Annotated in this window: 31 protein-coding genes; 22 read left to right on the top strand and 9 right to left on the bottom strand. The window is 62.1% G+C overall.

Annotated features, from left to right (window positions below):
* The first annotated feature begins 129 nt into the window (after positions 1 to 129).
* The 6 genes from ATC04_RS00145 to ATC04_RS00125 all read left to right on the top strand — a co-directional run bounded on the left by ATC04_RS00145 (position 130) and on the right by ATC04_RS00125 (position 7,722).
* Positions 130 to 2,103 (top strand): M13-type metalloendopeptidase, encoded by a 1,974-nt coding sequence (locus ATC04_RS00145; protein ID WP_082123729.1) that lies wholly within the window; start codon positions 130 to 132, stop codon positions 2,101 to 2,103.
* A gap of 76 nt (positions 2,104 to 2,179) precedes the next feature.
* Positions 2,180 to 3,739: a lysine--tRNA ligase gene (gene lysS / locus ATC04_RS00140; protein ID WP_047117704.1), complete on the top strand. Its 1,560-nt coding sequence runs from the start codon at positions 2,180 to 2,182 to the stop codon at positions 3,737 to 3,739.
* Between the two features lie 5 nt (positions 3,740 to 3,744).
* Positions 3,745 to 3,912, top strand: coding sequence for a hypothetical protein (locus tag ATC04_RS19675; RefSeq protein WP_181728182.1), 168 nt, complete (start codon positions 3,745 to 3,747; stop codon positions 3,910 to 3,912).
* A 136-nt stretch (positions 3,913 to 4,048) separates the two neighbouring features.
* Entirely contained in the window at positions 4,049 to 4,369 is a 321-nt protein-coding gene (locus tag ATC04_RS00135; protein ID WP_047117705.1) for an Lsr2 family protein, read from the top strand.
* Positions 4,370 to 4,633: 264 nt separating this feature from the next.
* The gene (locus ATC04_RS00130; protein ID WP_047117706.1) at positions 4,634 to 7,147 is read left to right on the top strand and encodes an ATP-dependent Clp protease ATP-binding subunit; all 2,514 of its coding nucleotides are present in this window, start codon (positions 4,634 to 4,636) and stop codon (positions 7,145 to 7,147) included.
* Between the two features lie 110 nt (positions 7,148 to 7,257).
* On the top strand, positions 7,258 to 7,722 hold the full coding sequence (locus ATC04_RS00125; protein WP_152666716.1) for a hypothetical protein: 465 nt from the start codon (positions 7,258 to 7,260) through the stop codon (positions 7,720 to 7,722).
* Here the strand turns inward: ATC04_RS00125 and ATC04_RS00120 are convergent.
* The 9 genes from ATC04_RS00120 to ATC04_RS00080 all read right to left on the bottom strand — a co-directional run bounded on the left by ATC04_RS00120 (position 7,719) and on the right by ATC04_RS00080 (position 13,380).
* Positions 7,719 to 8,165: a DUF1801 domain-containing protein gene (locus ATC04_RS00120; protein WP_047117708.1), complete on the bottom strand. Its 447-nt coding sequence runs from the start codon at positions 8,163 to 8,165 to the stop codon at positions 7,719 to 7,721. The two genes, ATC04_RS00125 and ATC04_RS00120, sit on opposite strands and share 4 nt — an antisense overlap.
* Before the next feature lie 11 nt (positions 8,166 to 8,176).
* Positions 8,177 to 8,584, bottom strand: a complete 408-nt coding sequence (locus ATC04_RS00115; RefSeq protein WP_047117709.1) for a VOC family protein — start codon at positions 8,582 to 8,584, stop codon at positions 8,177 to 8,179.
* A gap of 48 nt (positions 8,585 to 8,632) precedes the next feature.
* Positions 8,633 to 9,031, bottom strand: coding sequence for an AraC family transcriptional regulator (locus ATC04_RS00110; RefSeq protein WP_047117710.1), 399 nt, complete (start codon positions 9,029 to 9,031; stop codon positions 8,633 to 8,635).
* Between the two features lie 3 nt (positions 9,032 to 9,034).
* Complete coding sequence (locus tag ATC04_RS00105; protein WP_197413498.1) at positions 9,035 to 9,574, bottom strand: hypothetical protein; 540 nt, start codon at positions 9,572 to 9,574, stop codon at positions 9,035 to 9,037.
* Positions 9,574 to 11,043, bottom strand: coding sequence for a recombinase family protein (locus ATC04_RS00100; RefSeq protein ID WP_082123730.1), 1,470 nt, complete (start codon positions 11,041 to 11,043; stop codon positions 9,574 to 9,576). The genes ATC04_RS00105 and ATC04_RS00100 overlap by 1 nt, the downstream gene beginning before the upstream one ends.
* Positions 11,044 to 11,134: 91 nt before the next feature.
* The gene (locus ATC04_RS00095) at positions 11,135 to 11,518 is read right to left on the bottom strand and encodes an ImmA/IrrE family metallo-endopeptidase (protein ID WP_052772156.1); all 384 of its coding nucleotides are present in this window, start codon (positions 11,516 to 11,518) and stop codon (positions 11,135 to 11,137) included.
* A gap of 92 nt (positions 11,519 to 11,610) precedes the next feature.
* The gene (locus ATC04_RS00090) at positions 11,611 to 12,048 is read right to left on the bottom strand and encodes a hypothetical protein (protein ID WP_152666717.1); all 438 of its coding nucleotides are present in this window, start codon (positions 12,046 to 12,048) and stop codon (positions 11,611 to 11,613) included.
* Complete coding sequence (locus tag ATC04_RS00085; protein WP_047117714.1) at positions 12,048 to 12,662, bottom strand: DUF433 domain-containing protein; 615 nt, start codon at positions 12,660 to 12,662, stop codon at positions 12,048 to 12,050. Before ATC04_RS00085 ends, ATC04_RS00090 begins: the two co-directional genes overlap by 1 nt.
* A 100-nt stretch (positions 12,663 to 12,762) precedes the next feature.
* Positions 12,763 to 13,380 (bottom strand): helix-turn-helix transcriptional regulator, encoded by a 618-nt coding sequence (locus tag ATC04_RS00080; RefSeq protein WP_152666718.1) that lies wholly within the window; start codon positions 13,378 to 13,380, stop codon positions 12,763 to 12,765.
* A gap of 251 nt (positions 13,381 to 13,631) precedes the next feature.
* On the opposite strand from ATC04_RS00080, the gene ATC04_RS00075 reads away from it, so the two are divergent.
* The 16 genes from ATC04_RS00075 to ATC04_RS00005 all read left to right on the top strand — a co-directional run bounded on the left by ATC04_RS00075 (position 13,632) and on the right by ATC04_RS00005 (position 21,037).
* Positions 13,632 to 13,922, top strand: coding sequence for an XRE family transcriptional regulator (locus ATC04_RS00075; RefSeq protein WP_152666719.1), 291 nt, complete (start codon positions 13,632 to 13,634; stop codon positions 13,920 to 13,922).
* Complete coding sequence (locus tag ATC04_RS19110; RefSeq protein WP_157359267.1) at positions 13,919 to 14,083, top strand: hypothetical protein; 165 nt, start codon at positions 13,919 to 13,921, stop codon at positions 14,081 to 14,083. The genes ATC04_RS00075 and ATC04_RS19110 overlap by 4 nt, the downstream gene beginning before the upstream one ends.
* The gene (locus tag ATC04_RS00070) at positions 14,083 to 14,445 is read left to right on the top strand and encodes a hypothetical protein (protein WP_047117716.1); all 363 of its coding nucleotides are present in this window, start codon (positions 14,083 to 14,085) and stop codon (positions 14,443 to 14,445) included. Before ATC04_RS19110 ends, ATC04_RS00070 begins: the two co-directional genes overlap by 1 nt.
* A 16-nt stretch (positions 14,446 to 14,461) precedes the next feature.
* Positions 14,462 to 14,608, top strand: coding sequence for a hypothetical protein (locus ATC04_RS19105; RefSeq protein ID WP_157359266.1), 147 nt, complete (start codon positions 14,462 to 14,464; stop codon positions 14,606 to 14,608).
* Complete coding sequence (locus ATC04_RS00065) at positions 14,605 to 14,901, top strand: hypothetical protein (protein WP_047117717.1); 297 nt, start codon at positions 14,605 to 14,607, stop codon at positions 14,899 to 14,901. Before ATC04_RS19105 ends, ATC04_RS00065 begins: the two co-directional genes overlap by 4 nt.
* Positions 14,902 to 14,911: 10 nt before the next feature.
* A complete protein-coding gene (locus tag ATC04_RS00060) occupies positions 14,912 to 15,220 on the top strand; it encodes a hypothetical protein (RefSeq protein ID WP_152666720.1) in 309 nt (102 codons plus the stop codon).
* Positions 15,220 to 15,447 carry a hypothetical protein gene (locus ATC04_RS00055; RefSeq protein ID WP_047117719.1) on the top strand — a complete coding sequence of 76 codons (228 nt, stop codon included), beginning with the start codon at positions 15,220 to 15,222 and terminating at the stop codon, positions 15,445 to 15,447. Before ATC04_RS00060 ends, ATC04_RS00055 begins: the two co-directional genes overlap by 1 nt.
* A gap of 94 nt (positions 15,448 to 15,541) precedes the next feature.
* The gene (locus tag ATC04_RS00050) at positions 15,542 to 17,014 is read left to right on the top strand and encodes a ParB N-terminal domain-containing protein (RefSeq protein WP_160309060.1); all 1,473 of its coding nucleotides are present in this window, start codon (positions 15,542 to 15,544) and stop codon (positions 17,012 to 17,014) included.
* Positions 17,014 to 17,469, top strand: a complete 456-nt coding sequence (locus tag ATC04_RS00045; protein ID WP_047117721.1) for a hypothetical protein — start codon at positions 17,014 to 17,016, stop codon at positions 17,467 to 17,469. Before ATC04_RS00050 ends, ATC04_RS00045 begins: the two co-directional genes overlap by 1 nt.
* 150 nt (positions 17,470 to 17,619) lie before the next feature.
* The gene (locus ATC04_RS20085) at positions 17,620 to 17,718 is read left to right on the top strand and encodes a WhiB family transcriptional regulator (RefSeq protein ID WP_197413497.1); all 99 of its coding nucleotides are present in this window, start codon (positions 17,620 to 17,622) and stop codon (positions 17,716 to 17,718) included.
* 414 nt (positions 17,719 to 18,132) lie between these two features.
* Positions 18,133 to 18,519 carry a hypothetical protein gene (locus ATC04_RS00035; RefSeq protein WP_060616979.1) on the top strand — a complete coding sequence of 129 codons (387 nt, stop codon included), beginning with the start codon at positions 18,133 to 18,135 and terminating at the stop codon, positions 18,517 to 18,519.
* 304 nt (positions 18,520 to 18,823) lie between these two features.
* Entirely contained in the window at positions 18,824 to 19,000 is a 177-nt protein-coding gene (locus tag ATC04_RS00030; RefSeq protein WP_157359265.1) for a hypothetical protein, read from the top strand.
* Complete coding sequence (locus ATC04_RS00025; protein ID WP_047117724.1) at positions 18,997 to 19,302, top strand: hypothetical protein; 306 nt, start codon at positions 18,997 to 18,999, stop codon at positions 19,300 to 19,302. Before ATC04_RS00030 ends, ATC04_RS00025 begins: the two co-directional genes overlap by 4 nt.
* The gene (locus ATC04_RS00020; RefSeq protein WP_060616977.1) at positions 19,299 to 19,553 is read left to right on the top strand and encodes a hypothetical protein; all 255 of its coding nucleotides are present in this window, start codon (positions 19,299 to 19,301) and stop codon (positions 19,551 to 19,553) included. Before ATC04_RS00025 ends, ATC04_RS00020 begins: the two co-directional genes overlap by 4 nt.
* 532 nt (positions 19,554 to 20,085) lie before the next feature.
* Positions 20,086 to 20,652, top strand: a complete 567-nt coding sequence (locus tag ATC04_RS00010; protein WP_060616975.1) for a hypothetical protein — start codon at positions 20,086 to 20,088, stop codon at positions 20,650 to 20,652.
* A 1-nt stretch (position 20,653) separates the two neighbouring features.
* A complete protein-coding gene (locus ATC04_RS00005) occupies positions 20,654 to 21,037 on the top strand; it encodes a hypothetical protein (protein ID WP_060616974.1) in 384 nt (127 codons plus the stop codon).
* Positions 21,038 to 21,184 lie beyond the last annotated feature (147 nt).

Genomic DNA, 21,184 nt, shown 5'->3' with positions numbered 1-21,184 from the left:
CACCATGGTGTTCGGGGCAGCAGCTGTTTAAGCCGTGGGTGGAGGACTCCCGGAGCCGAACCCTATTTCAGAAGAACTGGTTACAGTGTGTAATAGGTTTAGCCCGATCTTCTACGAAGGAGCAGCTCCTTGACTACCGAATTGCCTGATGTCCTGAAGTACCGCGACGACGCCATTCGCCCGCAGGACGACCTGTACCGCCATAGCAACGGCAAATGGTTCGAGACGGCGACCATCCCCAGCGACCAGGGCATTTACGGCTCCTTCATGGAACTGCGCGACGAGGCCGAGGCCGCTGTGCACGCCATCATCGAAGACGCGGTCGCCGCGCACCAGTCCGGTGCCGAGATCGACGGCGCAACCCGGCGCATCGCCCACCTCTACGGGTCCTTCATGAACGAGCAGATCATCGAGGAGCGCGGCGCGGCCCCGGTGGCCAGCTACCTGGAAGCCATCACCCAGGTCCAGGACGTCCAGGGACTGCTCGAGCTCTCCGGCTCGTTCTACCGCAAGGGCATCAGCGGCTTCGTCGACATCGGCGCGATGAGCGACGCCGGAGACCCGGACCGCAACCTGCTGACCTTCCTGCAGGCGGGGCTTGGCCTGCCGGACGAGTCCTACTACCGCGAGGAGCAGTTCGCGCAGACCGTCGCGGACTACCGCGAGCACCTTGCGCGCCTGTTGGGCCTGGGAGGCATCGAGAACGCCGAATCCGCCGCGGAATCCGTGGTGCAGCTGGAAACCGCCATCGCCTCCCACCACTGGGACCGGGTCAAGGTGCGCGACGCGCAGGCCCGCTACAACCTGCTGACCGGCGAAGACCTGTTCGGCCTCATGCCGGGCCTGCGCGCCTGGCTGGATGGCGCCGGCATCGATCAGAAGTACTTCGGCGAAGTGGTGGTCTGGCAGCCGAGCTACATCGAGGCGCTCTCGGGGCTGCTGGCGGAGCAGCCGCTTCAGGCCTGGAAGAACTGGCTGACCGTGCAGGTGCTGCGCTCGTTCGCGCCGTACCTGTCCAGCGCATTCGTGAATGAGAACTTCGCCTTCTACTCGGCCAAGCTGGGCGGCGTGGAGAAGCTCAAGGACCGCTGGAAGCGCGGGGTTGCCTTCACCGAGGGCGCCGTCGGCGAGGACCTTGGCCAGCTCTACGTGGCCCGGAACTTCCCGCCGGAGGCCAAGACCGCCATGGACGCGCTGGTGCAGCGCCTGATCGAGGCCTACCGGATCTCCATCAGCAACCTGCCGTGGATGGGCGCGGACACCGTGCAGAAGGCTTTGGACAAGCTCTCCAAGTTCCGCCCGAAGATCGGCTACCCGGACCAGTGGATCGACTACTCGTCGATTCAGACCGACGAGCTGGACGTGATCGCCAACCGTGCAGCCGCCAACGAATTCGAGTTCAAGCGCGAGCTGAAGAAGATCGACGACGGGGTGGACCGTGAGCTGTGGTTCATGTACCCGCAGACCGTCAACGCCTACTACCACCCGCTGCTGAACGAGATCGCCTTCCCGGCCGCGATCCTGCGCCTGCCGTTCTTCGACGTCGACCGCGACATCGCCTCCAACTTCGGCGCCATCGGCGCGGTGATCGGCCACGAGATCGGGCACGGCTTCGACGACCAGGGCTCGCAGTACGACGGCAGCGGCCAGCTGACCAACTGGTGGACCGACGAGGACCGTGCAGCCTTCGAGAAGCTCACCGGCAAGCTGGTTGACCAGTACAACGCGCTGAGCCCGACCGAGGCCCCGGACCACCAGGTCAACGGCGCGCTGACGCTGGGCGAGAACATCGGCGACCTGGGCGGGCTGGGCATCGCCTACAAGGCCTACAAGCTCGAGCTCGCCGCCAACGGCATCGTCGAGGACGAGGTCATCGACGGCGTCACCGGCGACCAGCGCTTCTTCTATTCGTGGGCCGAGTGCTGGCGCACGCTGATCCGCCCGGAGACCGCGGTCATCCGGGTGACCACCGATCCGCATGCGCCCGGGGAGTTCCGCTGCAACCAGGTGCCGAAGAACCTGGACGCATTCCACAAGGCCTTCGAGACCAAGCCGGGGGACGGCATGTGGCTTGATCCGGAGGATCGTGTAGTGATCTGGTAGACCGATTGCCGGGCGCGGAAGGCACAGGCCTTCCGCGCCCGGCGCGTTAACCGCGCTGTGAGGTGTAAGTCTGGTCATGATCAGGCCAACACCCCCGGAATCACACGTAGAATGGGATACTGTGACTTCCGAAATTAATTCCGCACAGGCCCCTGATCCGAACGACCAGCGTCAGGTCCGCACCGATAAGCGCAACCAGCTGCAGGCACTTGGTGAGGAAGCCTACCCAGTTGGCGTTGCCCGCACCCATTCCCTGCAGGAGGTCCGCGAAAAGTACGCGCACCTGGAAGCGGGCCAAGAGACCGAGGACGTCGTCGGCATTGCCGGCCGCATCGTCTTCATGCGCAACACCGGCAAGCTGTGCTTCGCCACCCTTCAGGAGGGCGGCCCGCAGGGCGTCGGAGTCCGCCTGCAGGTCATGCTCTCGATGGCGAACGTCGGCAAAGAGCGCCTGGCCCAGTGGAAGTCGCTCGTCGACCTGGGCGACCATGTTTTCGTTTCCGGCAAGGTCATCTCATCGCGCCGCGGCGAGTTGTCCATCATGGCCGACTCCTTCCAGATGGCGTCCAAGGCGCTGCGCCCGCTGCCGGTGCTGCACGCCGACCTGAATGAGGAAACCCGCGTCCGCCAGCGCTACGCCGACCTGATCGTTCGCAACGAAGCCCGCGAGATGGTCTACAAGCGCGCCGCCATTGTCCGCGCCGTGCGCAACACCCTGGAGAACCACGAATACGTCGAGGTCGAAACCCCGATGCTGCAGCTGGTGCACGGCGGCGCCTCGGCCCGCCCGTTCAAGACCCACCTGAACGCGTTCGACCAGGAAATGACCCTGCGCATCGCGACCGAGCTGTACCTCAAGCGCTGCGTCGTGGGCGGCGTGGACCGCGTCTTCGAAGTGGGACGCATCTTCCGCAACGAAGGCGTCGACTCGACCCACTCGCCGGAGTTCACCACCCTGGAGTGCTACGAGGCCTACGCCGACCAGTACGTCATGGCCGACCGCATCAAGGAGATCATCCTCAACGCGGCGGACGCCATCGGTGCCGGCCGCACCATCGAGACCTCCAAGGGCACCGTCAACCTCGACGGCGAATGGCGCTGGCTGAGTGTCTACCCGGGCCTGTCGGAAGCTGTTGGCGTTCAGATTACCCCGGAGACCGAGGCCTCGGTGCTGCGCGAGATCGCCGAAAAGCACGAAGTGAAGTTCGACCCGGCCTGGGGTGCCCAGAAGCTGGTCATCGAGCTGTTCGGCGAGATCGTCGAGCCGACCCTGATCGACCCGACCTTCGTCTGCGACTACCCGCCGCTGGCCCAGCCGCTGGCACGCCCGCACCGTTCCAAGCCGGGTGTCATCGAAGCCTGGGACCTGATCATCGGCGGCATGGAGCGCGGCACCGCCTTCTCCGAGCTGATCGACCCGGTCATCCAGCGCGAGCGCCTGACCGAGCAGTCGCTGATGGCCGCCGGCGGGGATCCGGAAGCCATGCAGCTGGATGAGGACTTCCTGCGCGCACTTGAATACGGCGCCCCTCCAATGGGCGGCATCGGCCTGGGCATCGACCGTCTGGTCATGCTGTTTACCGATGTAGGTATTCGCGAGACAATCTTGTTCCCACTTCTCAAGCCGGAGGCGTAATTACCATGCCATTTGTAGAGGCGTTCGTTCCCAGCATCGCGCTTGGATTGCTTTTTTGGTACGTAATGAAAGCACTTACCAATGCAGACCGTAAAGAGCGGCAGGCGGAATCAGAAGCGGATGCGCTAATTGAGAACCGAACTGAATCGGATACTCGTTCAACGCGCGAATAAGCTATTCCTGATAATTCCTTGTGAATTGATCTTCTAATTCGAAATGTTTCGTATTAATGTCTATACTTGAGCTACGAAATTGGAGTAACGCTTGCAAGCACTACTCAACGACATTAGAGCCGGAGGGAATTCTCAAATGGCACGTCAGGTTCAAATTGCGCTGATTGATGATATTGATGGCAGTGAAGCAACCGAATCCATTGCCTTCAGCATCGCTGGTCAGCATTTTGAGATCGATTTGAACGATGAGCACGCTGCGCAATTCCATGCGGCCTTGGAGCCTTATATTGAGGCAGCGCGCTCCTCGAAGCAGACCGCAGCGAGTGAAGCCCCGGCAATTCGTGCCTGGGCCAAGGAAAACAACATCAAGGTAAACGCCCGTGGGCGCCTGAATGCCGATGTTGTCGACGCCTACAATGCAGCAATGCGCAAGGGTGGCCGCAACCGCGCCAAGTAATGCGAGCGCTAGGAATAAGCCTCTATTTTAGGAAGCCCGTACTTTTTAAGTGCGGGCTTCCTGCTTTAATCACTTGCTGAAGAAAATTTCTCTCGCTATTTACTTGGTGTACTAATAAATGAATTTCTATCTACTTGCGGTTATCTTCTCGAACCGAAGCGAACGCGAAGCGGCCGCATCGGTTATCCCCGTGGCGAACAAGGGAGAATTGCTGGCCCCGGGTGCGTAGCATCGAACTATTGGTAAGCAAGGAGTGTGCCGAAGATGTTTGAGAGATTTACCGACCGTGCCCGTCGAGTTGTCGTGCTCGCCCAGGAAGAGGCGCGCATGCTCAACCACAACTACATCGGCACCGAGCACCTGCTGCTCGGTCTAATCCACGAAGGCGACGGGGTGGCCGCGAAGGCTCTCGAGTCGCTGAATATTTCGCTGGGTGCCGTCCGTGAGCAGGTTCAGGAGATTATCGGCAAGGGCCAGCAGGCTCCTTCCGGTCACATCCCGTTCACTCCTCGCGCCAAGAAGGTTTTGGAGCTCTCGCTGCGCGAAGCGCTGCAGCTGGGCCACAACTACATCGGTACCGAGCACATCCTGCTCGGGCTGATTCGCGAAGGCGAGGGCGTCGCAGCCCAGGTGCTGGTCAAGCTCGGTGCCGACCTCGGTCGTGTGCGCCAGCAGGTCATCCAGCTGCTCTCCGGATACCAGGGCGGCAAGGAAACCGCCTCGGCCGGCGTCAGCTCGGGCGGCCAGCAGGAAGGCGTGCCGGCAGGCTCGGCAGTGCTGGACCAGTTCGGCCGCAACCTGACCGCGGCAGCCCGCGAGGGCAAGCTCGACCCGGTTATCGGCCGCGAGCACGAGATGGAACGCGTCATGCAGGTTCTCTCCCGCCGCACCAAGAACAACCCGGTCCTGATCGGTGAGCCGGGCGTCGGCAAGACCGCAGTCGTCGAGGGCCTGGCCCAGTCGATCGTGCGCGGCGACGTGCCCGAGACCATCAAGGACAAGCAGCTGTACACCCTGGACCTCGGTTCGCTGGTGGCAGGCTCCCGCTACCGCGGCGACTTCGAGGAACGTCTGAAGAAGGTCTTGAAGGAGATCCGCACCCGCGGCGACATCATCCTGTTCATCGACGAGATCCACACCCTGGTCGGTGCCGGTGCCGCCGAGGGTGCCATCGACGCGGCGTCCATCCTCAAGCCGATGCTGGCCCGTGGCGAGCTGCAGACCATCGGTGCCACCACCTTGGACGAGTACCGCAAGAACATCGAGAAGGACGCGGCCCTCGAGCGCCGCTTCCAGCCGATCCAGGTCAAGGAACCGTCCGTCGAGCTGACCACGCAGATCCTGCGCGGACTGCGCGACCGCTACGAGGCGCACCACCGCGTGACCATCACCGACGGCGCGCTGCAGGCAGCGGCCCAGCTGGCGCACCGCTACATCTCGGATCGCTTCCTGCCGGACAAGGCGGTGGACCTGATCGACGAGGCCGGCGCGCGGCTGCGCATCCAGCGCATGACTGCTCCTCCAGCCCTGAAGGAGATGGACGAGGAGATCGCCACCGTCCGCCTCGAGAAGGAAGCTGCCATCGACGCGCAGGACTTCGAGGGCGCTGCATCGCTGCGCGACAAGGAGTCCAAGCTCATCGAGGCCCGCAACGAGAAGGAAAAGGCCTGGCGCAACGGCGACCTTGACGAAATTTCCGAGGTCACCGAGGATCTGATCGCCGAGGTTCTGGCGAACTCGACCGGCATCCCTGTCGTGAAGCTGACCGAGGAAGAGTCCACACGCCTGCTGAACATGGAAGACGAGCTGCACAAGCGCGTCATCGGCCAGGATTCGGCCATCAAGGCCATCTCCCAGGCAATCCGCCGCACCCGTGCAGGCCTGAAGGACCCGAACCGCCCGGGCGGCTCGTTCATCTTCGCCGGCCCGACCGGCGTGGGCAAGACCGAGCTGGCCAAGGCGCTGGCGGAGTTCCTCTTCGGTGAAGAAGACGCGCTGATCACCCTGGACATGTCCGAGTACTCGGAGAAGCACACCGTTTCCCGTCTGTTCGGTGCCCCTCCGGGCTACGTCGGCTACGAAGAAGGCGGTCAGCTGACCGAGAAGGTCCGCCGTCGTCCGTTCTCCGTGGTGCTGTTCGACGAGGTGGAAAAGGCCCACGCGGACCTGTTCAACTCGCTGCTGCAGATCCTGGAAGACGGCCGCTTGACCGACTCGCAGGGCCGGGTGGTGGACTTCAAGAACACCATCATCATCATGACCACGAACCTGGGTACCCGAGACATCTCCAAGGGTGTCATGACCGGTTTCCAGGCTTCGGGCGATACCCGCACCGGCTACGAGCGCATGCAGGCCAAGGTCCAGGAGGAGCTGCGCCAGCACTTCCGACCTGAGTTCCTGAACCGCGTTGACGACATCGTGGTCTTCCCGCAGCTGAGCCAGGAAGAGATCGAGGAGATCGTCGACCTGTTCATCGGGCGACTGCGCAAGCGTCTGGACGAGCGCGGCATCACCATTGAGCTGACCGCCGCCGCCCGCACCCTGCTGGCACAGCGAGGCTACGACCCGGCCATGGGCGCCCGCCCGCTGCGCCGCACGATCCAGCGCGACATCGAGGACCAGCTCTCCGAGAAGATCTTGTTCGGCCAGATCGTCACCGGCCAGAAGGTCACCGTGGACGTCGAAGGCGAGGACGAGCAGCGGAAGTTCGTCTTCCACGCCGAAGGCGGCCCCGGTGAACTTGAAGGCGAGCCGGCACCGGCAGCGCTGGAAAGCTAGGGCAAGCACGAAACAACCCGCGGGGCGCGGACCTGGAGCAATCCAAGTCCGCGCCCTGCGGGCTTTATCATTCCTTGGGCAACCGGCCTGCTGGCCGGTAGGCTCGGAATATGTCTGCAGCTCGCAAATATTCCATATTGCTGATCGGGCCCGGCGCAGCGTTGCTGCTCTACGCAGGGTTCTATCTGCTATTGCGTGCGGGTCTTCCAGCCCAGCTGGTCCGCCACCTCGGGCCGGAGGGGGCAGGCTACGGCTCGACGCCCCTGGTGCTGGGGGTGGTTGCCGCGATCGCTGCGGCTGCGTTCGGCATCGGGATTTGGACTTGCAACGACTTCACATCGCTGGGGCACTGGTATGCCGGACCCAAAGCGATCGTCGTGTGTTTCCTGGCTGCCGGCTACGCGGTCCTGGCCTTGGGCCTGGGGATGATGCTGGCTGCCAGCATCCCCGGAGCCGAAGACCAGGGCGCGAACGTGATCGGATTCAGCTTGCTCGCGCTGCTAGCGGGTTTCAGCGCCGCGGCCGCGGTACTGAGCGGCATCCTGCCCGCGGCGCGGCTGGAGGCCCTGGGCTAGTTTCCGACGGCCTTGCCGACCAGCGCGGCGACCTGCGCCTCGAGCCGTTCGTCCAGCGAGGTGATGGCGTAGGCGGTCGGCCACATGCTTCCCTCATCAAGCTGGGCCGCGTCGTTGAACCCGAGGGTCAGGTAGCGGGCCCCGAACTTCTCCGCGTCCTGGATGAAGCACAGGATCTGTCTGTCCAACGCGTAAGCGGGCATCCCGTACCAGGTCCTGGGCTCGAGCTGTGGCGCGGTTGTGGTGATGATGTGGTGCAGCCGTTGGGCGATTTCCTTGTCGCTTCCGCTGTAGGAGGCGATCTTGACTTCAACGTCCTGGCGGGCTTGGGCCGCTTTTTCGGCTTTGGTCATGCGCTTCTTCGGGGCGCGGACCTCCGCCGCGCGTTCTTTCATGGCCGCTTTCTCCGCGGCGCTGAAGCCTTCCTGATCGGTGGTGGTCATGATGTTTGCTCCTAAGCTGCCTGATTGATGCGGATCATGTTGCCCGACGGATCCCGGAATGCGCAGTCGCGTGGTCCCCAAGGCTGCTGCATGGGTTCCTGCAGCACTTCGGCCCCGCCTGACGACAAGGAGTCGAACAGCGAATCGAGATCCGGCACGGTGAGCACCAGCCCTCCCATGGCGCCCTTGGCGACCAGCTCACCGAGCGCTTGCGCGTCCTCGTCGGAGCGGCCCGCGCCAGGCGTCGAGAGCACCAGATTCAGGCCGCCTTGGGCAGGGACGGACAGCGAGACCCAGCGGAACCCTGCGTTGGATACGTCGGAGACCACGTCCAGCCCCAAACCGTCACGGTAGAAGCCGAGGGCTTCGTCCACGTCCAGCACGGTGACCGGGATGTATTGCACTGAAATGTTTGTCATGGTTTCAGGCTAGGGGAGCCTGCTGCCGCGACGCTTCTCCAAAACTGCTCAGAATCTTTCGGGCCGCAGAAGGACCTTGGCAATGCATGACGGGATCTGTTCGGTCTGCGAATGCTCGCGTTCCCGGTAGGCCGAGGGGGACTCCCCGACGACTTCGGTGAAGCGGGTGCTGAAGGAGCCCAACGACGTCCATCCCACCTGCATGCAGGCATCCGTGACTCCCACCCCGGCACGCAGCAGGTGCATGGCCCGTTCGATGCGCCGGGTCAGCAGGTAGGAGTGCGGAGTTTCGCCGTAGGCCCGTTTGAACTCGCGCGAGAAGTGCGCCGGGGACATGAGCGCGCGCTGAGCCATGGCGGGCACGTCCAGCGGCTCTGCATAGTGCCGGTCCATCAAATCCCGTGCCCGGCGCAGGTGGGCCAGCGTTTTCAGCATCTTGGCATCCATGGGCTAGGAGCTCCTGCGGCGCCGGAACACCAGGAACAGGCCGAGCAGGGTGCAGCTGAGGTAGATGCAGACCACGGCGATCCAGCCAGCGGTGAAGCCGCCCGGGGAGCTGATCAGCAGGCCCATGGCCAGCGGGCCAATGGTGAATCCGCCGAACTGCCCTGCCGAGACGATGCCGCTGGCGCTGCCCATCCGGCTGATTGGAATGGCGCGCAGCAGGGCGGCCATCAACACCACCGAGACGCCCAGCGCCGACGCGCCGTGAAGCACCACGGCAAGCCACAGAAGCACGGCCGAATGAGCCTGCTGGGCCATCAGGAAGCCGAGGCCTCCGGCGGTGGCGAGCACTGCGAGCAGGAGCAGCAGCTTCGGCGCGGGAACGCCGCGGGACATCATCCTGCCCCAGCCCACGCGGGCGCTGACGCCCACCACTCCGGCCACTGCGGCGGTGAGGCCGCCTGCAACCAGCGAGAAATCCAGTTCGCGCACCGCAAAAAGCGGGATGTAGACGTTAGTCGTTTGGCATAAACCCCAATCGCTCATTACCCGCTACTTTCCGGCGAAGTCGAGTCATCTACAGCCCATTTTGGCACAACCCGAATCTTGCGTTGAACCCCGTGCGCCGTACGCCCCTCCGGCCCCGAGATCTCGATCCGCGACACCAAGTCACGCACCACCTGCTGCCGTGTCGCCGTCGGCATCTCCGACCACAGCTCCAGCAGCACCGGATCCACCGTCACGGGAGCCTGCCTGAACCGCAGCTTCTCGTCCTCCAGCTGCGCATTCAGCCGGTCCACGACGGCCAGCTGCTCGTCCCGCAGGCGCCGATACGATTCCTCCGGGATCAGGTCATCCATGAACTTCCGCCCCAGCGAGTCCAGCCGGTCATTGGCTTTCATCAGCGCTCGCCGGAGGGTGGCTTGGGCGTCGGTGGTGGGTGCGGCCGCGGCGTTGTGCTTGTGCTCGGCGGCCAGGGCGTTGATCTTGGGGATGTACTCTTTCAGCCATTCCATGAAGGCGGCTTCGACTTTGGCTTCAATGATGGACCCGCCGCGGTGCAGGCCCAGCCCGTTGACGCCGGAGCATTTGAGGTTCAGGCCTCCGCTTTGGGTGCGGCCGGTGATGTGGAAGGTGTACCCGCAAACTTGGCAGATGCAGTGGGCGGAGAAAGCCGAGGTGCTCTTGCTGGACTGCCGCACGCCTGCCCGCCTCCGCTGATTGCGCAGCGTTTGGTAGGTCTCCCATTCTTCCAAGCTGATCAGCGGCTGGTGGATGCCCTGGTGCAGCTCGTCGTGGTAGCGGATGAACCCGGCCGCGAAGGGTGAGTCCATCAGGTAGATCACGGAGGTGCGTTGCCAGATGCCGGTGCGGCTCCGGTGCTTGTGCGGCACCTCGGCCACGCCTCGCAGGTACAAGGTGATCTGGTGGAAGGATTCCCCACGGATGAACCGCAGGTAGCACTCGCGCAGGATCGGCCCGTTCACGGGGTGTGGGATGTAGCCGGTGGCTCGGTCGTATTCGTAGCCGAACCTGGGCAGCCCGTTGGCGGGTAGTCCTCTGGCCACGCGTCGCGCCTGTGCTTCCTTCCAGGTGTCGCCGATGCGTTCCGACTCGAAGGCCGCGAACTCGGCCAGCATGCCGCGCGCGAAGCGTCCGGTGGAGGTCGTGACGTCCACCTGCTCGGTTGCGGACTCGATGCGGCCGCCGGCCACCTCGACCTTGTCCACGGCGATGGCCCAGTCCTTGCGCGAGCGGGACAGGCGAGACCACTTCCACAGCACGATGACATCAGCGTCCCGGTTCTCGATCATCGCCAGGACACGCTGCACGGCTGGCCGGTTCCAGGTTCGTCCGGAGATGCCCGGGTCTGCCTCGACGCCGATCACCTCGTAGCCCTGCTGGGCGGCGTACCGGCGCCCCGCGTCCTCCTGCAGCTCCAGACTGATGGAGTCCTCGCGGGCCACAGACTGGCGAAGGTAAAGGATCGCCCTCGGTTTTATCTTCGGGTTCATTGTGGAAACTCCTGTGTATATCGCTCATATCTTCTAGTCTCCGGGCGCGACAATGCTGGGAAAGAAGTACTTGCGAGATGTGGATAAGCCGCTAAGCGACGTGCTCAGACACGGGCCAGAGTTGCTGGATCTGGTCGCCGTCCAGCGTCTGCAGGCGGTCGATCACGACCTCGGGCAACACGTCCAGCTCCTCAGCCATGTCCTCCGGGCAGCGAGCCCAGCCGGCCACGCGCTGAAGGTCTTCGAAGCTGATCAGGAACCGCGCAGCCTCCAGACAGATTTGCCGTTCAATAGCCGGCGGCTGGCATCCCTGGTGGCCGTGCTTGATGTGGAAGGCCTCATGGGCGAGGAAGCAGCGCCGCTCCGCTGTGGTGAGTGCTGGGTCCAACCAGATGCGTCGACCGTCCGTCGCGGCCACCAAATCTGGGTGAGGTCGATTCCAAATAATTACTACCTGCGCGAGCGTGCACAGCATGTTCCAAACATTCTGCATGAATAGAACATATGTTCGAACTAATGTGTGAAGTTAATGTGACTCCGCAGAACTCAAACTGTCGGGACCTGCTGCTATGCGAAATGCCTTTTCAGTGGATCGATCCTATGGGGCTTGATCCAATCCTTGGGCTGTCTGTTGTGGTGATAAAGATGGATAGCCATAGTGTCATTGGTCGAATCCAGAATCTTGAAAACGTGAGGCAGGGCGAGAGAATATGTGGATACCAGCTGGCCGAGCATCGCTGGGCCTTTGATCTTGGCGTTTTTGTGGCCCAACCAGTGGATCCTATTCTCGTACAACGCTTGCCGCTCTTTGTCGTTGGTGAGCTGCGCGCCATCCTTGGTAATAAGGCAGTCGTAGGAGTGGCGAGCCATTGCATGGATCAAAGGGATATCTTCCATGCCTTCACTGAATACCTGGCCTGACCAGTCAAAGGTATGCATGGGATAAAGCGCTCGCAGGGGCGGGAGAAGCATAGGTGTTTCGTTCTCATCGAGCAGAAAACGCATTAGGCACCCCGCTTCTGCTGTGCGACGTAGGCCGAGAAATCGAGGGCATCACGAGCTCCGTCGACCGTGACGGAGGGGTAGAAATGCACGATATGTTCAGGGCTGTAAAAACCTCCATCAAGGAGGTCTGAGATCGCATCGAATGGCACTCTAGTTCCAACAACAGTTGGCCAGCCACCCATGCGCCGAGGATTGATCTCAAGATTGGGACGAGGCCGCCTGAAATCTACTACGTCAGTTCCGTTGAAATTCCTGAATGGTTCGAAAATCTGAGCCATCGTAAATGCTTCACGCTGCCCCTTGCGCCTAACCAAGTCGATGACTTCGTTACCGTCGTCAACAACGATGGTTTTACCATCTGACCCAAAGTGGTAAGCAGACGGATGGTCGAATAACTTGAACTCGTCGAGGCTATCCAGTGCGCGACGTAGCTTCTGAAGTGAAACCTTAGACCGCAGGAATGCGAAAGCCCGAAGCGCAATAACGTCACGGAACGAATATCGAATCGGATTCCGACTAATCTCCGGCAGGAGGATTCCGCGCGTCCGCCAAGCAGCAAGCTGGTACGGCGTAACGCCAGTTAGGGCGCTAGTGATGTCTTCCGGGAAACTCATGTCTCTTCTTTCACCTCCTCCCGTACTCACGACTAGTGTGGCACGGTTAGTGGCGGTTTAGTGTCTTTTGACGATTTGAAACAGCTACTAGCGATCGGTGCTATTCGGTGTTGTCACGCTCGCCGGTTTGCTCGTCGAGCTGTTCGCGCCTGGTCTTCACCTTCGGATGCGCTGCCAGCTGCTCTATCGGCGGGGCTGGGTATTTCTCGGCTTCGGCGCCGTGGAATTCGATGATACTGTCGTCCGGCCCGGTCTTCTGTCCAGGGCCAGCGTCACTCGCGGGCGCCACCGCTCGGAGGTGGCGCGCTGCACCGCTGCTGGATGGAGCGCCTGTGTCTGGATAGTTACTTGCTTCGTCACTGCCTTGACCTTTCGACCGAGACAACCGCGCTGCGAGCTCCATGAGAATCTGCTGATCCGATGCCGTGCTGAGGCTGTTCTCGGGAGGTAGGGCCTCCACGGGAACACCCAAAGCCTGGGCGCTGACGGTCAGGATTTCGATGGGGCTGACTCCAAGCGCCTTGGCAAGTCCGTTCACGGTCTTTCGTTGAGGCGTTTGGTCCATGTGTTCGCGGGTGTCATTGATGAGGTTGTACACGGTCTGGCGTGAGAGTCCTGTGCGGCGGATCAGTTCGGAAACCGTCCATCCGTGGTCGTCTAACTTGCGCTGTAGGTAGCGCCCTAACTCGTGCATGTCTCCACCTTCGGTCGCGAGCAAGCATTGTGTCCATCGAGGGTAGACGGGCAGTGTCTACCACGTTAAAGATAGTTCACCCTTGCCAATGTCAACCAAATGGAATCGCGCAAGTGAGATATAGCGAGCAATCTAAGGGAAGTTAGCGAATCGTTTGGTTGACATTGTGTCTACCAACTATGTACAGTAATTCCTATCAAGGTTGACAACTAAAAGGTGAGTGATGAATGATGATGGCAACGCATAAGCGTCGAGCGCTAGCAAAGGGGAAGTGGATGAAACTGCGTGATCCGGCGATTCTCAAAGCCTTCATCAGCGCCAAGCCAGATATGAACCAGTCGAAGCTCGCAACGTACGTTGGCTGTGAGCGGCAGTTCATCAGCGCACTTTTGAACCCGAATGACCGGAGAAAGGGGTGCACTCCCAAATTGGCGGAGGCGATCGAGGATGTCCTGGGAGCGCCGAGGGGAACTATTTTTATGCCCGGAGTTTCCATTGAAGTAGTGCAAAATGAACCAACTAAAAGTGCACCCGCGAGGCGGGCCGGAAAGCTGAGGGTGGCATGAGTGTCAGCGAAGCCAAGGCAGACCTGCAAGCCCAGCTCAACTCCCAGGCGCTCGCCGATCAGGTAACCGTCTCCCGCGAGTACGTGGAGCGGGTGCTGAAGTACGTAGACGACATCGAAGTGTGGTTCGCCGACTTCGAGGCGAAGGTTGGTGGCCGGTAATGAGCAACGACCTTGGGCTGAAGTGCGACCAGGCGCGAGTAGCCGTGGCGACGGCACGTCATAACGCGATCGAGGCTAGGGGAGTTGCTGATCTGGCTGCACGAGACGTCGCCGACCGACTGGTCCGCGATAACCGGTATGACCCGCTTGACCTAGCTGTCTACAAAGCGGCGAAAGAGAAGGCGGACGAAGCGCAGATCGCGTTCGCCCAGGCCTCGGCAGCGTACGGCTTGGCATTCCAGGAATGGGAGGAAAGCGTGAGCCTCGGCGGAGAAATCATCCGCACGGAGGAAGCTGCAGAAAACGAAAAGCCCCCAGCAGGTGCGACTGCTGAGGGCGACGAAACCAAAACAAACCAGTAAGAAAGGTGTGATTTCAATGCCTAGTGTATCGAACCCACAAAATAACTTCACGACCACCCAGCCAACCACCCGCCACACCATGGAGTCCTGCCTCGCAGCAGCCGGCCGAACCATCGCCGAATACGCACTCCAGCGCGAAGCCACCCAGGCGGTAGCAGCATGAGCGACATCATCACCGCCGTGCTCGACGGTGCAGCAGTGCCGCTGGCATTCACCGCGAACTGGCTGGCCATCGAGGGCATCACCTTGGTCCGCGGCCTGCGCCGCCGGAACCTCGCCACGGCGAAGGCTGCCGAGGCTCAGGTCGAGGCCATGGAGGCCATGGCGCGTTCGGCCAACGAGATCGGCCGCAAGCTCGCTTCCGGCGATCCTTTCCAGACGGTGTTCGCCCAGGCAGCCGAAGATCATGCGGCTAACTGCACGAACCCGAACTGCCCGATCCGTCCAACTAGCTAAGGGGATTCCAGTGCCGAGAATCGAGGGCCGTGTGGTCATCAATCCGAAGGGTTCCGGCAGGCCGTCTGCGACGCTGCACGTGTCCTGGCTGGACTACCCGAAGTCGGACCGCACCAAGCAGGCCGTGGCCGCGGTGACGGTCTGGGCGAAGAACAAGTACCGCGGATGCAACGTGTTCGTGGAGGCTGGATCGCTGACGGATGCGGGAGAGCCGGGCGCCGGGCACATCCACGTGAACGGCATGGAGGTCGCCGACTTCTCGGCCGTGGCCATCCCTGCGCCGGTGCCGGCAGAGTCCCTATTTGGGGGTGGACTCTAATGAGCGCCGAGCAGATCTACCGCGCCAACTCGCGTCGCATGTGGGGCGCATGGCTCCCGGCCATCGCCGTCCTGGTTCTTGCACTGTACTTCGTCCTTCCGCTGCCGAACGGGCTTGGATTGCTGACCATGTTGTTATTCACGGCCACCTGTTTCGGTGCCGTTGTGGACTGGGCCAGTACCGAGCTGCGGGCACACCAGGCATTGCGCGCCGCCGCTGGCCACTAGCCAGCCCCGGCCGGAGGCTCCGGCCAACCAATCATTCTTTCTTCTCACCTAGGGGTGTATTTCTTTGCCTAAATTCGTCGGCAGACTCGAAGTCTTGCCTATCAGCTCGTTGCACGAGAACGAGGACAACATCCGCGAGGACATGGGTGACCTTGAGTTCTTGGCCGAGCAGATCAAGCAGTTCGGCGTGCAGCAGCCGCTGACGGTTTACCCGCATCCGCAGATCGAGGACGACTACATCGTGCGTGACGGCAACCGCCGCTACCTTGCTTCGCTCAAGGCCCAGATCACGGAAGTCCCGTGCATCGTGAAGCCGGCCACCGACCGCGATCAGGTCGCGGACGTGGACATGGCCATGACCACTGGGCGGACTCACAAGCGCACCAGCGATGCCGAAGTCTCGCACGGCATCCAGCGGTACTTCGACCTTGGGCAGGACGTGACGACCATCGGCAAGAAGGCCAAGATGTCACGCAAGGAAGTTCTGACCCGTGCCAAGGTGGCCCAACGCAATGACGGGCTGTCCAAGGCCTACACCTCCGGTCGGTTGGGCCTGGACGCCGTGCAGCGCCTGCAGGACCTCGAAGACCAGTCCGGTGTCGCTGGCCTCTACGAGCGTTCGCTGGAACGCATCGAAGATATGCCGAACGGCGCCAGCGTCGAAACCGTCGAGCGTGTCATCGCTGAAACCGAAGCCTCGATCCGTCGAGACGAGCGCAAGGCGGAGCTTGAAGCGGCCGAGGCCATCGAGGGCAACTACGAGATGACTTACGGCAACGCGTGGGCCAAGGTCGAGGACGAGATGTCCGACCAGGAGCATGTGAAAGCTGGACACCGTTACTACTTCGCCTACCGAGACGCGGAGCCGACCTGGTACGCCAAGGAGAAGAAGGTCAAGCCTGAGCTGTCCGAAGCCGAGAAGCTGGAAAAGCAGACCCAGGCGAAGCTCAACAGCATGCTGTCCATCGTGTCCCGCACCCGCCGCGCGTTCATTACCGAAGCATTCCAAAGCACCAAGGCGGACGAGGCATTTGCCAAGCAAGCCATTGCCGAGCAGATCTTTGAAAACATCCGCTACGACGAGGATGGCCGTGAGGTACTCGGCGAAATCATCGGCTTGCCGGTTCCAGAGGTTGATGCCGAGAACCCCGGATCGGTGGAAGCGCGTGAGCAGTGGTCGGGGCGTGTCACGAACCATCTGAGCCGCTTCACTCTGGCCAACCTTGGCCGCATGCTCGCGTTCAGCAGCCTGATCAGAGCCGAAGAAGCCCTCGGCAAGCTCAAGGGCTTCGAACGATCGCAGTACGAAGGCAAGAACTTCCGGGGTGCGTGGATTCGCACCAGCGAGTACTACCTGTTCTTGATGGAGCAGCTTGGGTACGAGCTGGACCTGGACGAGGTCGAAGCAATGCAGTACTCCGCCGCCAAGGAGCCTCAGCGCAACCGAGAACTGGATTTGGTCGAGGTGCCAGATGATGCGTGCCAGTCCTGCGGTACGGAGCCGTTCGAGCCGACCGGTGCGACGATCTGCACCGGCTGCGCCGCGGCTGAAGGCGAGGACGACTAATGCCGTGGAATCAGGTTTCTGACGAGCTGGCGGTTCCGCCGGCCGGTGGCGCCGCGTCCCTGCGTCGCAACCGCTCGATCACCCTGGCCGACGTGGACCGCAACAAGAGCAGCTCGGTGCACCCTGCCGCGGCCGCACCTGCACCGCGCGTGATCGACCGCGGCCGCATGTACGACCCGTTCGAGCACGAGGACCCCGAGACGGTGGAGTGGCCGCGCGCCGTGGTCCGCTCTAGCCCGGGCTTGGCCGCGGGCGAGCAGGTATGGGGCGCCAAGATCTGGGACGCGCCCGGCCTGCCGGCACGCGACCACGCTGGGAAGCTACTCGCATTCAGCGGGCATGACCGAGACCAGGTGATCAAGGTCGCCGAGCAGCGGGTGAAGGAGTTGCGTTGGTCAAAACGCGGTCGGCTCCGCCTGGCGGGAACCCCGCCGGAGCAGGAGCCGATGTGCTGACCAGGAGTAGCGCGAGCACCGTCCGCCACCAGCCAGCCACGCACTCGGAGGTGATCGACTGGCGCGACATGGCTGCTTGCAAGGACTACAAGTTCGAGAAGGGCGAGCCTGACCCGTGGTTCCCGACCAGCGAGGCCCCCGACCGCTGCGGTGGACGGCCAGCGCATCTGCGGAACCTGCCCGGTATTGCTCACCTGCAGGGACTACGCATTCACGGCGAATATCCAGCACGGCACCTGGGCGGCATGACCGCCAAGGAACGCATCAACCAGGTCCGGCGCCAGAGAAGACCACGCCAAACCAAACCGAAGGGGAAGAAGCCATGCAGTTCGTAGTTGATATGCACTATTTCCGGGCCGCGTTGGCATCCGTCAAGACGCACGCGTCCAAGGACAAGAAAGACACACTTGGCCATTCGCTGACCTTATCGCTCCGCGACAACGGCGACTTGCTTGTTCGCAGAGAACGGTCTGACCATGGGCATGGCCCGGGTCTCGGTGGATCAGGACGAGTGGGATGGAGAGCTCGGAGAGTTCAGCCTGACACCGGACATAGCTTCAACGATCATTGCAGCGTTTACGCCGTCGAAAACGGACTGGGACGTACAGCTGGAAGTCATCGTGACTTTCACGGTGGAGCGCCAGCCCGAGGAAAGACATCCGCGTGGCAACGATCAACATTCGTCGCCTGGGCCAGCTTTTCGGCGGCGACTCATACCGCGTCTCCACGCCGGTGCAGGAACGCAAGGATCTGCAGAGAACGTGGAACACGCTGGCGCATTACGTGCAGTCGAGCTCGTCGAAGCTACCGCCGGTCGAATTCGATTCCAAGCGCCTGGCGGCGTTCAAAGCAGCCGAGACCGTCTACGGGGACGGCTGCACGCTCGCGTCGGCTGGCGGCGGCCAAATCTTGGTCATGGTCGGATCGCTGTTCATCGGCCTGATGCACGTCGTGAAGCTGGAGCTCGACGATTCCGCGAGCAAGGACTTCAAGGCCACCAAGCGGTCATGGATTGCCCACGTGCCCATGCACCTGGCCATCGTCAGCTGACCAGCCACCGTGAAACCTTGTTTCACAAAAAACAACCAAAAACCTTTGTGAAAGGAACGCATGGCCATCACCCAGATCGACCCGGACTGCCGGGCCGGCAAGCACACCATCTGCTACGGCAAGGCATGGGACGACGCACTCGACGAGCTCGGCGCCTGCCTGTGCGACTGCCACCAGGACCCGACCGAAGCCAGCCAAGCCACCGAGCAGGTCCGCGTCACCGTCTACACCCCGGACATCTCCTGCACCGCGTGCACGAACACCTTCCGGAAGCTCGAAGGAAGGCATCACCTACCAGATCGTGGTGCCCGAGGCTCACGAGACCCTCCGCGACGAGCTGAAGGACAGAGCCGAGCTGCTCGGCGTTGCCGGCGGCTTCCCCTGCGTGGACATCTACGACCCGACCACCGAAGACGGCGACGTATGGTTCGGCTTCCGTCCCGACAAGATCGAAGCACTGAAAGCGAAGGTACAGCCATGAACGAGACCATCACCGTAAGAGACATCGGCGAAGACGGCGACCAGTGGCTGGTCACCGGCACCACCGACGCACACAGCGCAGACGAGGCAATCCGCCAGCACGTCGAAAACGTCACCGGCGAAACCATCGAAGCCCTGCTCGACGCCGACGACCTCGTGGAATTCACCTTCCACGAGAACCACTGGTGGGCATGGGGCAACCTCGACGAAAACGGCAACCCATGGGAACGCTCGCTCCTGTACGCAGCCGCCGACGTCTGCGACGACCACGCAGGATTCCACGGATACCTGGTGTCAGCATGAGCACCATCATCGAAGCTCGCCGCCTCAACGGCACCGACATCGGCAAAACCGTCGAATTCAGCGGCATCACCGGCGTGCTGAACCAGGTGGGACACACCACCGTAGTCACCGACGAAACGAAACTCTGCGACAAGTACAACGTCTACGAGCAAAAAATCGTCACCGCCACCGTTGGAGCACACAGCTACACGCTCCGACCCAGCCAAAAAATCACCATCACCGGCAAGCGCTCGCCGGAGGCCGGGCAGTGAGCGCCTGGTCGTGGCTGGTGCTGGGCGTTGGGCTCTGGGTATTCCAGGCACCGTTCACTGCAGCACTCTTGGCCAAGTGGCTAAAGAACAACATCACGCACGACAGGAGCACGAGATGATCAGCCAGTCCCAGCTCGACCCGGTCGCGGTCGAAGTCACGGCGAAGAATCTCTACGACCAGTACGGGAAGGGTAACTGGGGTGCTGAGTGGGAGCACCTGCACCCTCGAATTCGCGCCGAGTACATCGACAAGGTTGCAGAGCTCGTCGGCGGGTACTTCGCTGCTGCTCTCTGCCGGGGTCCCCCAGCGGTCGGTGGACAGTTTCAACGCTCCGTACACACTTCGAGTGGGCGGGCAGGTGCGCCTAGACCCAGCGGAGTTCGACAGGGTACTGGCCAACGTACGCGCCGAAGCACTCGAAGAAGCGGCAGACGCAATGGACGCCGACGCAAGCGTGCACGATCCGCTGCGACTGAAATCCGATTGGATACGAATCCGCGCCGCACAGCTCAGACAGGAGACCGAAACCAGATGACCGAGACCCAGGAGCACCAGGGCCCGCCGCAGATGCTCAACCCGGTTCGGGACATGGAAGAGATCCGCATCGGCGAGATCAACTATTTCCACCGCGGGCTCCACGCCCGCATCCCGCTGCCAGGAAACAAGATGATCTACGGGCAGATCGTCTTCGCTCTGCACAGCGAGCTGTCCAGCAAGATAGCACTCCGCTGGGCGGCGAGCAGATGGAAACCAAAGCCCACCCCGAGCAGATCATCCGCATCGAGGCCACACCATGACCGCGCGGACAGCCTGCTCACGCGGGCACTCACCGCCACGGACGACAAGATCCGCGTCTGCAAGAACCAGTACACCGGACGATGGCACACCATCCAGCATGGGCAGACCATCGCCGACACCAAACACCACCCACCAGCGCTCGCCGTGGCCAGGGCTCAGGCCCGCAAGCTGCCGCGTGCGAGAGATACGAACAGGAACACATTGCATGTCGTGGTTGAAGCAGTCGGACGTATCGGCGAATCACCCGTTGGTGCTGCGTGTTTGGAGCTGGATGAGGTTGATGATCGTCTCCTGAATTGAGATGTACGGCTGGGCCAACCGCTGCGCCACGCAATCGGCGGCGTTTGACCGGGACTACATCGTGGAGATCGGCACGGCCAAGCAGCTCGCCGGCCTGAGCAGGTACAAGGACCTGCTCGGGGCGGCGCTCTACTGCGGGATTCTGGAAGAGAAGGAGATTGAGGAGAACGGCAGTATGCGCCGGGTACTCAAGCTCGTGGAGGATGAAGATCTCTTCCACATGATCCTCAAGTCGGACAAGGACCGCGAGAAGAACCGTCGCGCGGATACCTACGACATGGCCAAGAAGGGCGCCATCATCAAGCGCGATGGCGCCGAATGCCGCTGGTGTGGCCGCCTGGTCACATTCAACAATGACCGTAAGTCATCCGGGCCGGGAGATTGACCACCTCGACCCGAAGGACTTGGACAATTCCGACCCGACGCCGATCGAACGGCTCGTGGTCTCCTGCAAGTCCTGCAATTCAAAGAGAAAGGCTGGTGAGTACTGGGACAAAGACCTCAGACCGGCACCAGGAACGCCGTACTTCAC

Source organism: Arthrobacter sp. YC-RL1, from assembly GCF_001454985.1.
GTDB classification, from domain to species: domain Bacteria; phylum Actinomycetota; class Actinomycetes; order Actinomycetales; family Micrococcaceae; genus Glutamicibacter; species Glutamicibacter soli.
Note: the sequence above shows the minus strand (reverse complement) of the source record. Positions and strands in the feature narration are given on the sequence as shown.

Excerpts from the sequence above, each read along its gene's own strand:
- ATC04_RS19105 (WP_157359266.1), top strand. The coding sequence starts at position 14,462 with ATGCCTAGTGTATCGAACCCACAAAATAACTTCACGACCACCCAGCCA.
- ATC04_RS00025 (WP_047117724.1), top strand. The coding sequence starts at position 18,997 with ATGAACGAGACCATCACCGTAAGAGACATCGGCGAAGACGGCGACCAG.
- ATC04_RS19675 (WP_181728182.1), top strand. The coding sequence starts at position 3,745 with ATGCCATTTGTAGAGGCGTTCGTTCCCAGCATCGCGCTTGGATTGCTT.
- ATC04_RS00070 (WP_047117716.1), top strand. The coding sequence starts at position 14,083 with ATGAGCAACGACCTTGGGCTGAAGTGCGACCAGGCGCGAGTAGCCGTG.
- ATC04_RS00075 (WP_152666719.1), top strand. The coding sequence starts at position 13,632 with ATGAAACTGCGTGATCCGGCGATTCTCAAAGCCTTCATCAGCGCCAAG.
- ATC04_RS00020 (WP_060616977.1), top strand. The coding sequence starts at position 19,299 with ATGAGCACCATCATCGAAGCTCGCCGCCTCAACGGCACCGACATCGGC.
- ATC04_RS00065 (WP_047117717.1), top strand. The coding sequence starts at position 14,605 with ATGAGCGACATCATCACCGCCGTGCTCGACGGTGCAGCAGTGCCGCTG.
- ATC04_RS00110 (WP_047117710.1), bottom strand. The coding sequence starts at position 9,031 with ATGGATGCCAAGATGCTGAAAACGCTGGCCCACCTGCGCCGGGCACGG.
- ATC04_RS00055 (WP_047117719.1), top strand. The coding sequence starts at position 15,220 with ATGAGCGCCGAGCAGATCTACCGCGCCAACTCGCGTCGCATGTGGGGC.
- lysS (WP_047117704.1), top strand. The coding sequence starts at position 2,180 with ATGATCAGGCCAACACCCCCGGAATCACACGTAGAATGGGATACTGTG.
- ATC04_RS00085 (WP_047117714.1), bottom strand. The coding sequence starts at position 12,662 with ATGAGTTTCCCGGAAGACATCACTAGCGCCCTAACTGGCGTTACGCCG.
- ATC04_RS19110 (WP_157359267.1), top strand. The coding sequence starts at position 13,919 with ATGAGTGTCAGCGAAGCCAAGGCAGACCTGCAAGCCCAGCTCAACTCC.
- ATC04_RS00010 (WP_060616975.1), top strand. The coding sequence starts at position 20,086 with ATGACCGAGACCCAGGAGCACCAGGGCCCGCCGCAGATGCTCAACCCG.
- ATC04_RS00100 (WP_082123730.1), bottom strand. The coding sequence starts at position 11,043 with ATGAACCCGAAGATAAAACCGAGGGCGATCCTTTACCTTCGCCAGTCT.
- ATC04_RS00095 (WP_052772156.1), bottom strand. The coding sequence starts at position 11,518 with ATGCTGTGCACGCTCGCGCAGGTAGTAATTATTTGGAATCGACCTCAC.
- ATC04_RS00130 (WP_047117706.1), top strand. The coding sequence starts at position 4,634 with ATGTTTGAGAGATTTACCGACCGTGCCCGTCGAGTTGTCGTGCTCGCC.
- ATC04_RS00045 (WP_047117721.1), top strand. The coding sequence starts at position 17,014 with ATGCCGTGGAATCAGGTTTCTGACGAGCTGGCGGTTCCGCCGGCCGGT.
- ATC04_RS00105 (WP_197413498.1), bottom strand. The coding sequence starts at position 9,574 with ATGAGCGATTGGGGTTTATGCCAAACGACTAACGTCTACATCCCGCTT.
- ATC04_RS00090 (WP_152666717.1), bottom strand. The coding sequence starts at position 12,048 with ATGCGTTTTCTGCTCGATGAGAACGAAACACCTATGCTTCTCCCGCCC.
- ATC04_RS00120 (WP_047117708.1), bottom strand. The coding sequence starts at position 8,165 with ATGACCACCACCGATCAGGAAGGCTTCAGCGCCGCGGAGAAAGCGGCC.
- ATC04_RS00005 (WP_060616974.1), top strand. The coding sequence starts at position 20,654 with ATGTACGGCTGGGCCAACCGCTGCGCCACGCAATCGGCGGCGTTTGAC.
- ATC04_RS00125 (WP_152666716.1), top strand. The coding sequence starts at position 7,258 with ATGTCTGCAGCTCGCAAATATTCCATATTGCTGATCGGGCCCGGCGCA.
- ATC04_RS00115 (WP_047117709.1), bottom strand. The coding sequence starts at position 8,584 with ATGACAAACATTTCAGTGCAATACATCCCGGTCACCGTGCTGGACGTG.
- ATC04_RS00135 (WP_047117705.1), top strand. The coding sequence starts at position 4,049 with ATGGCACGTCAGGTTCAAATTGCGCTGATTGATGATATTGATGGCAGT.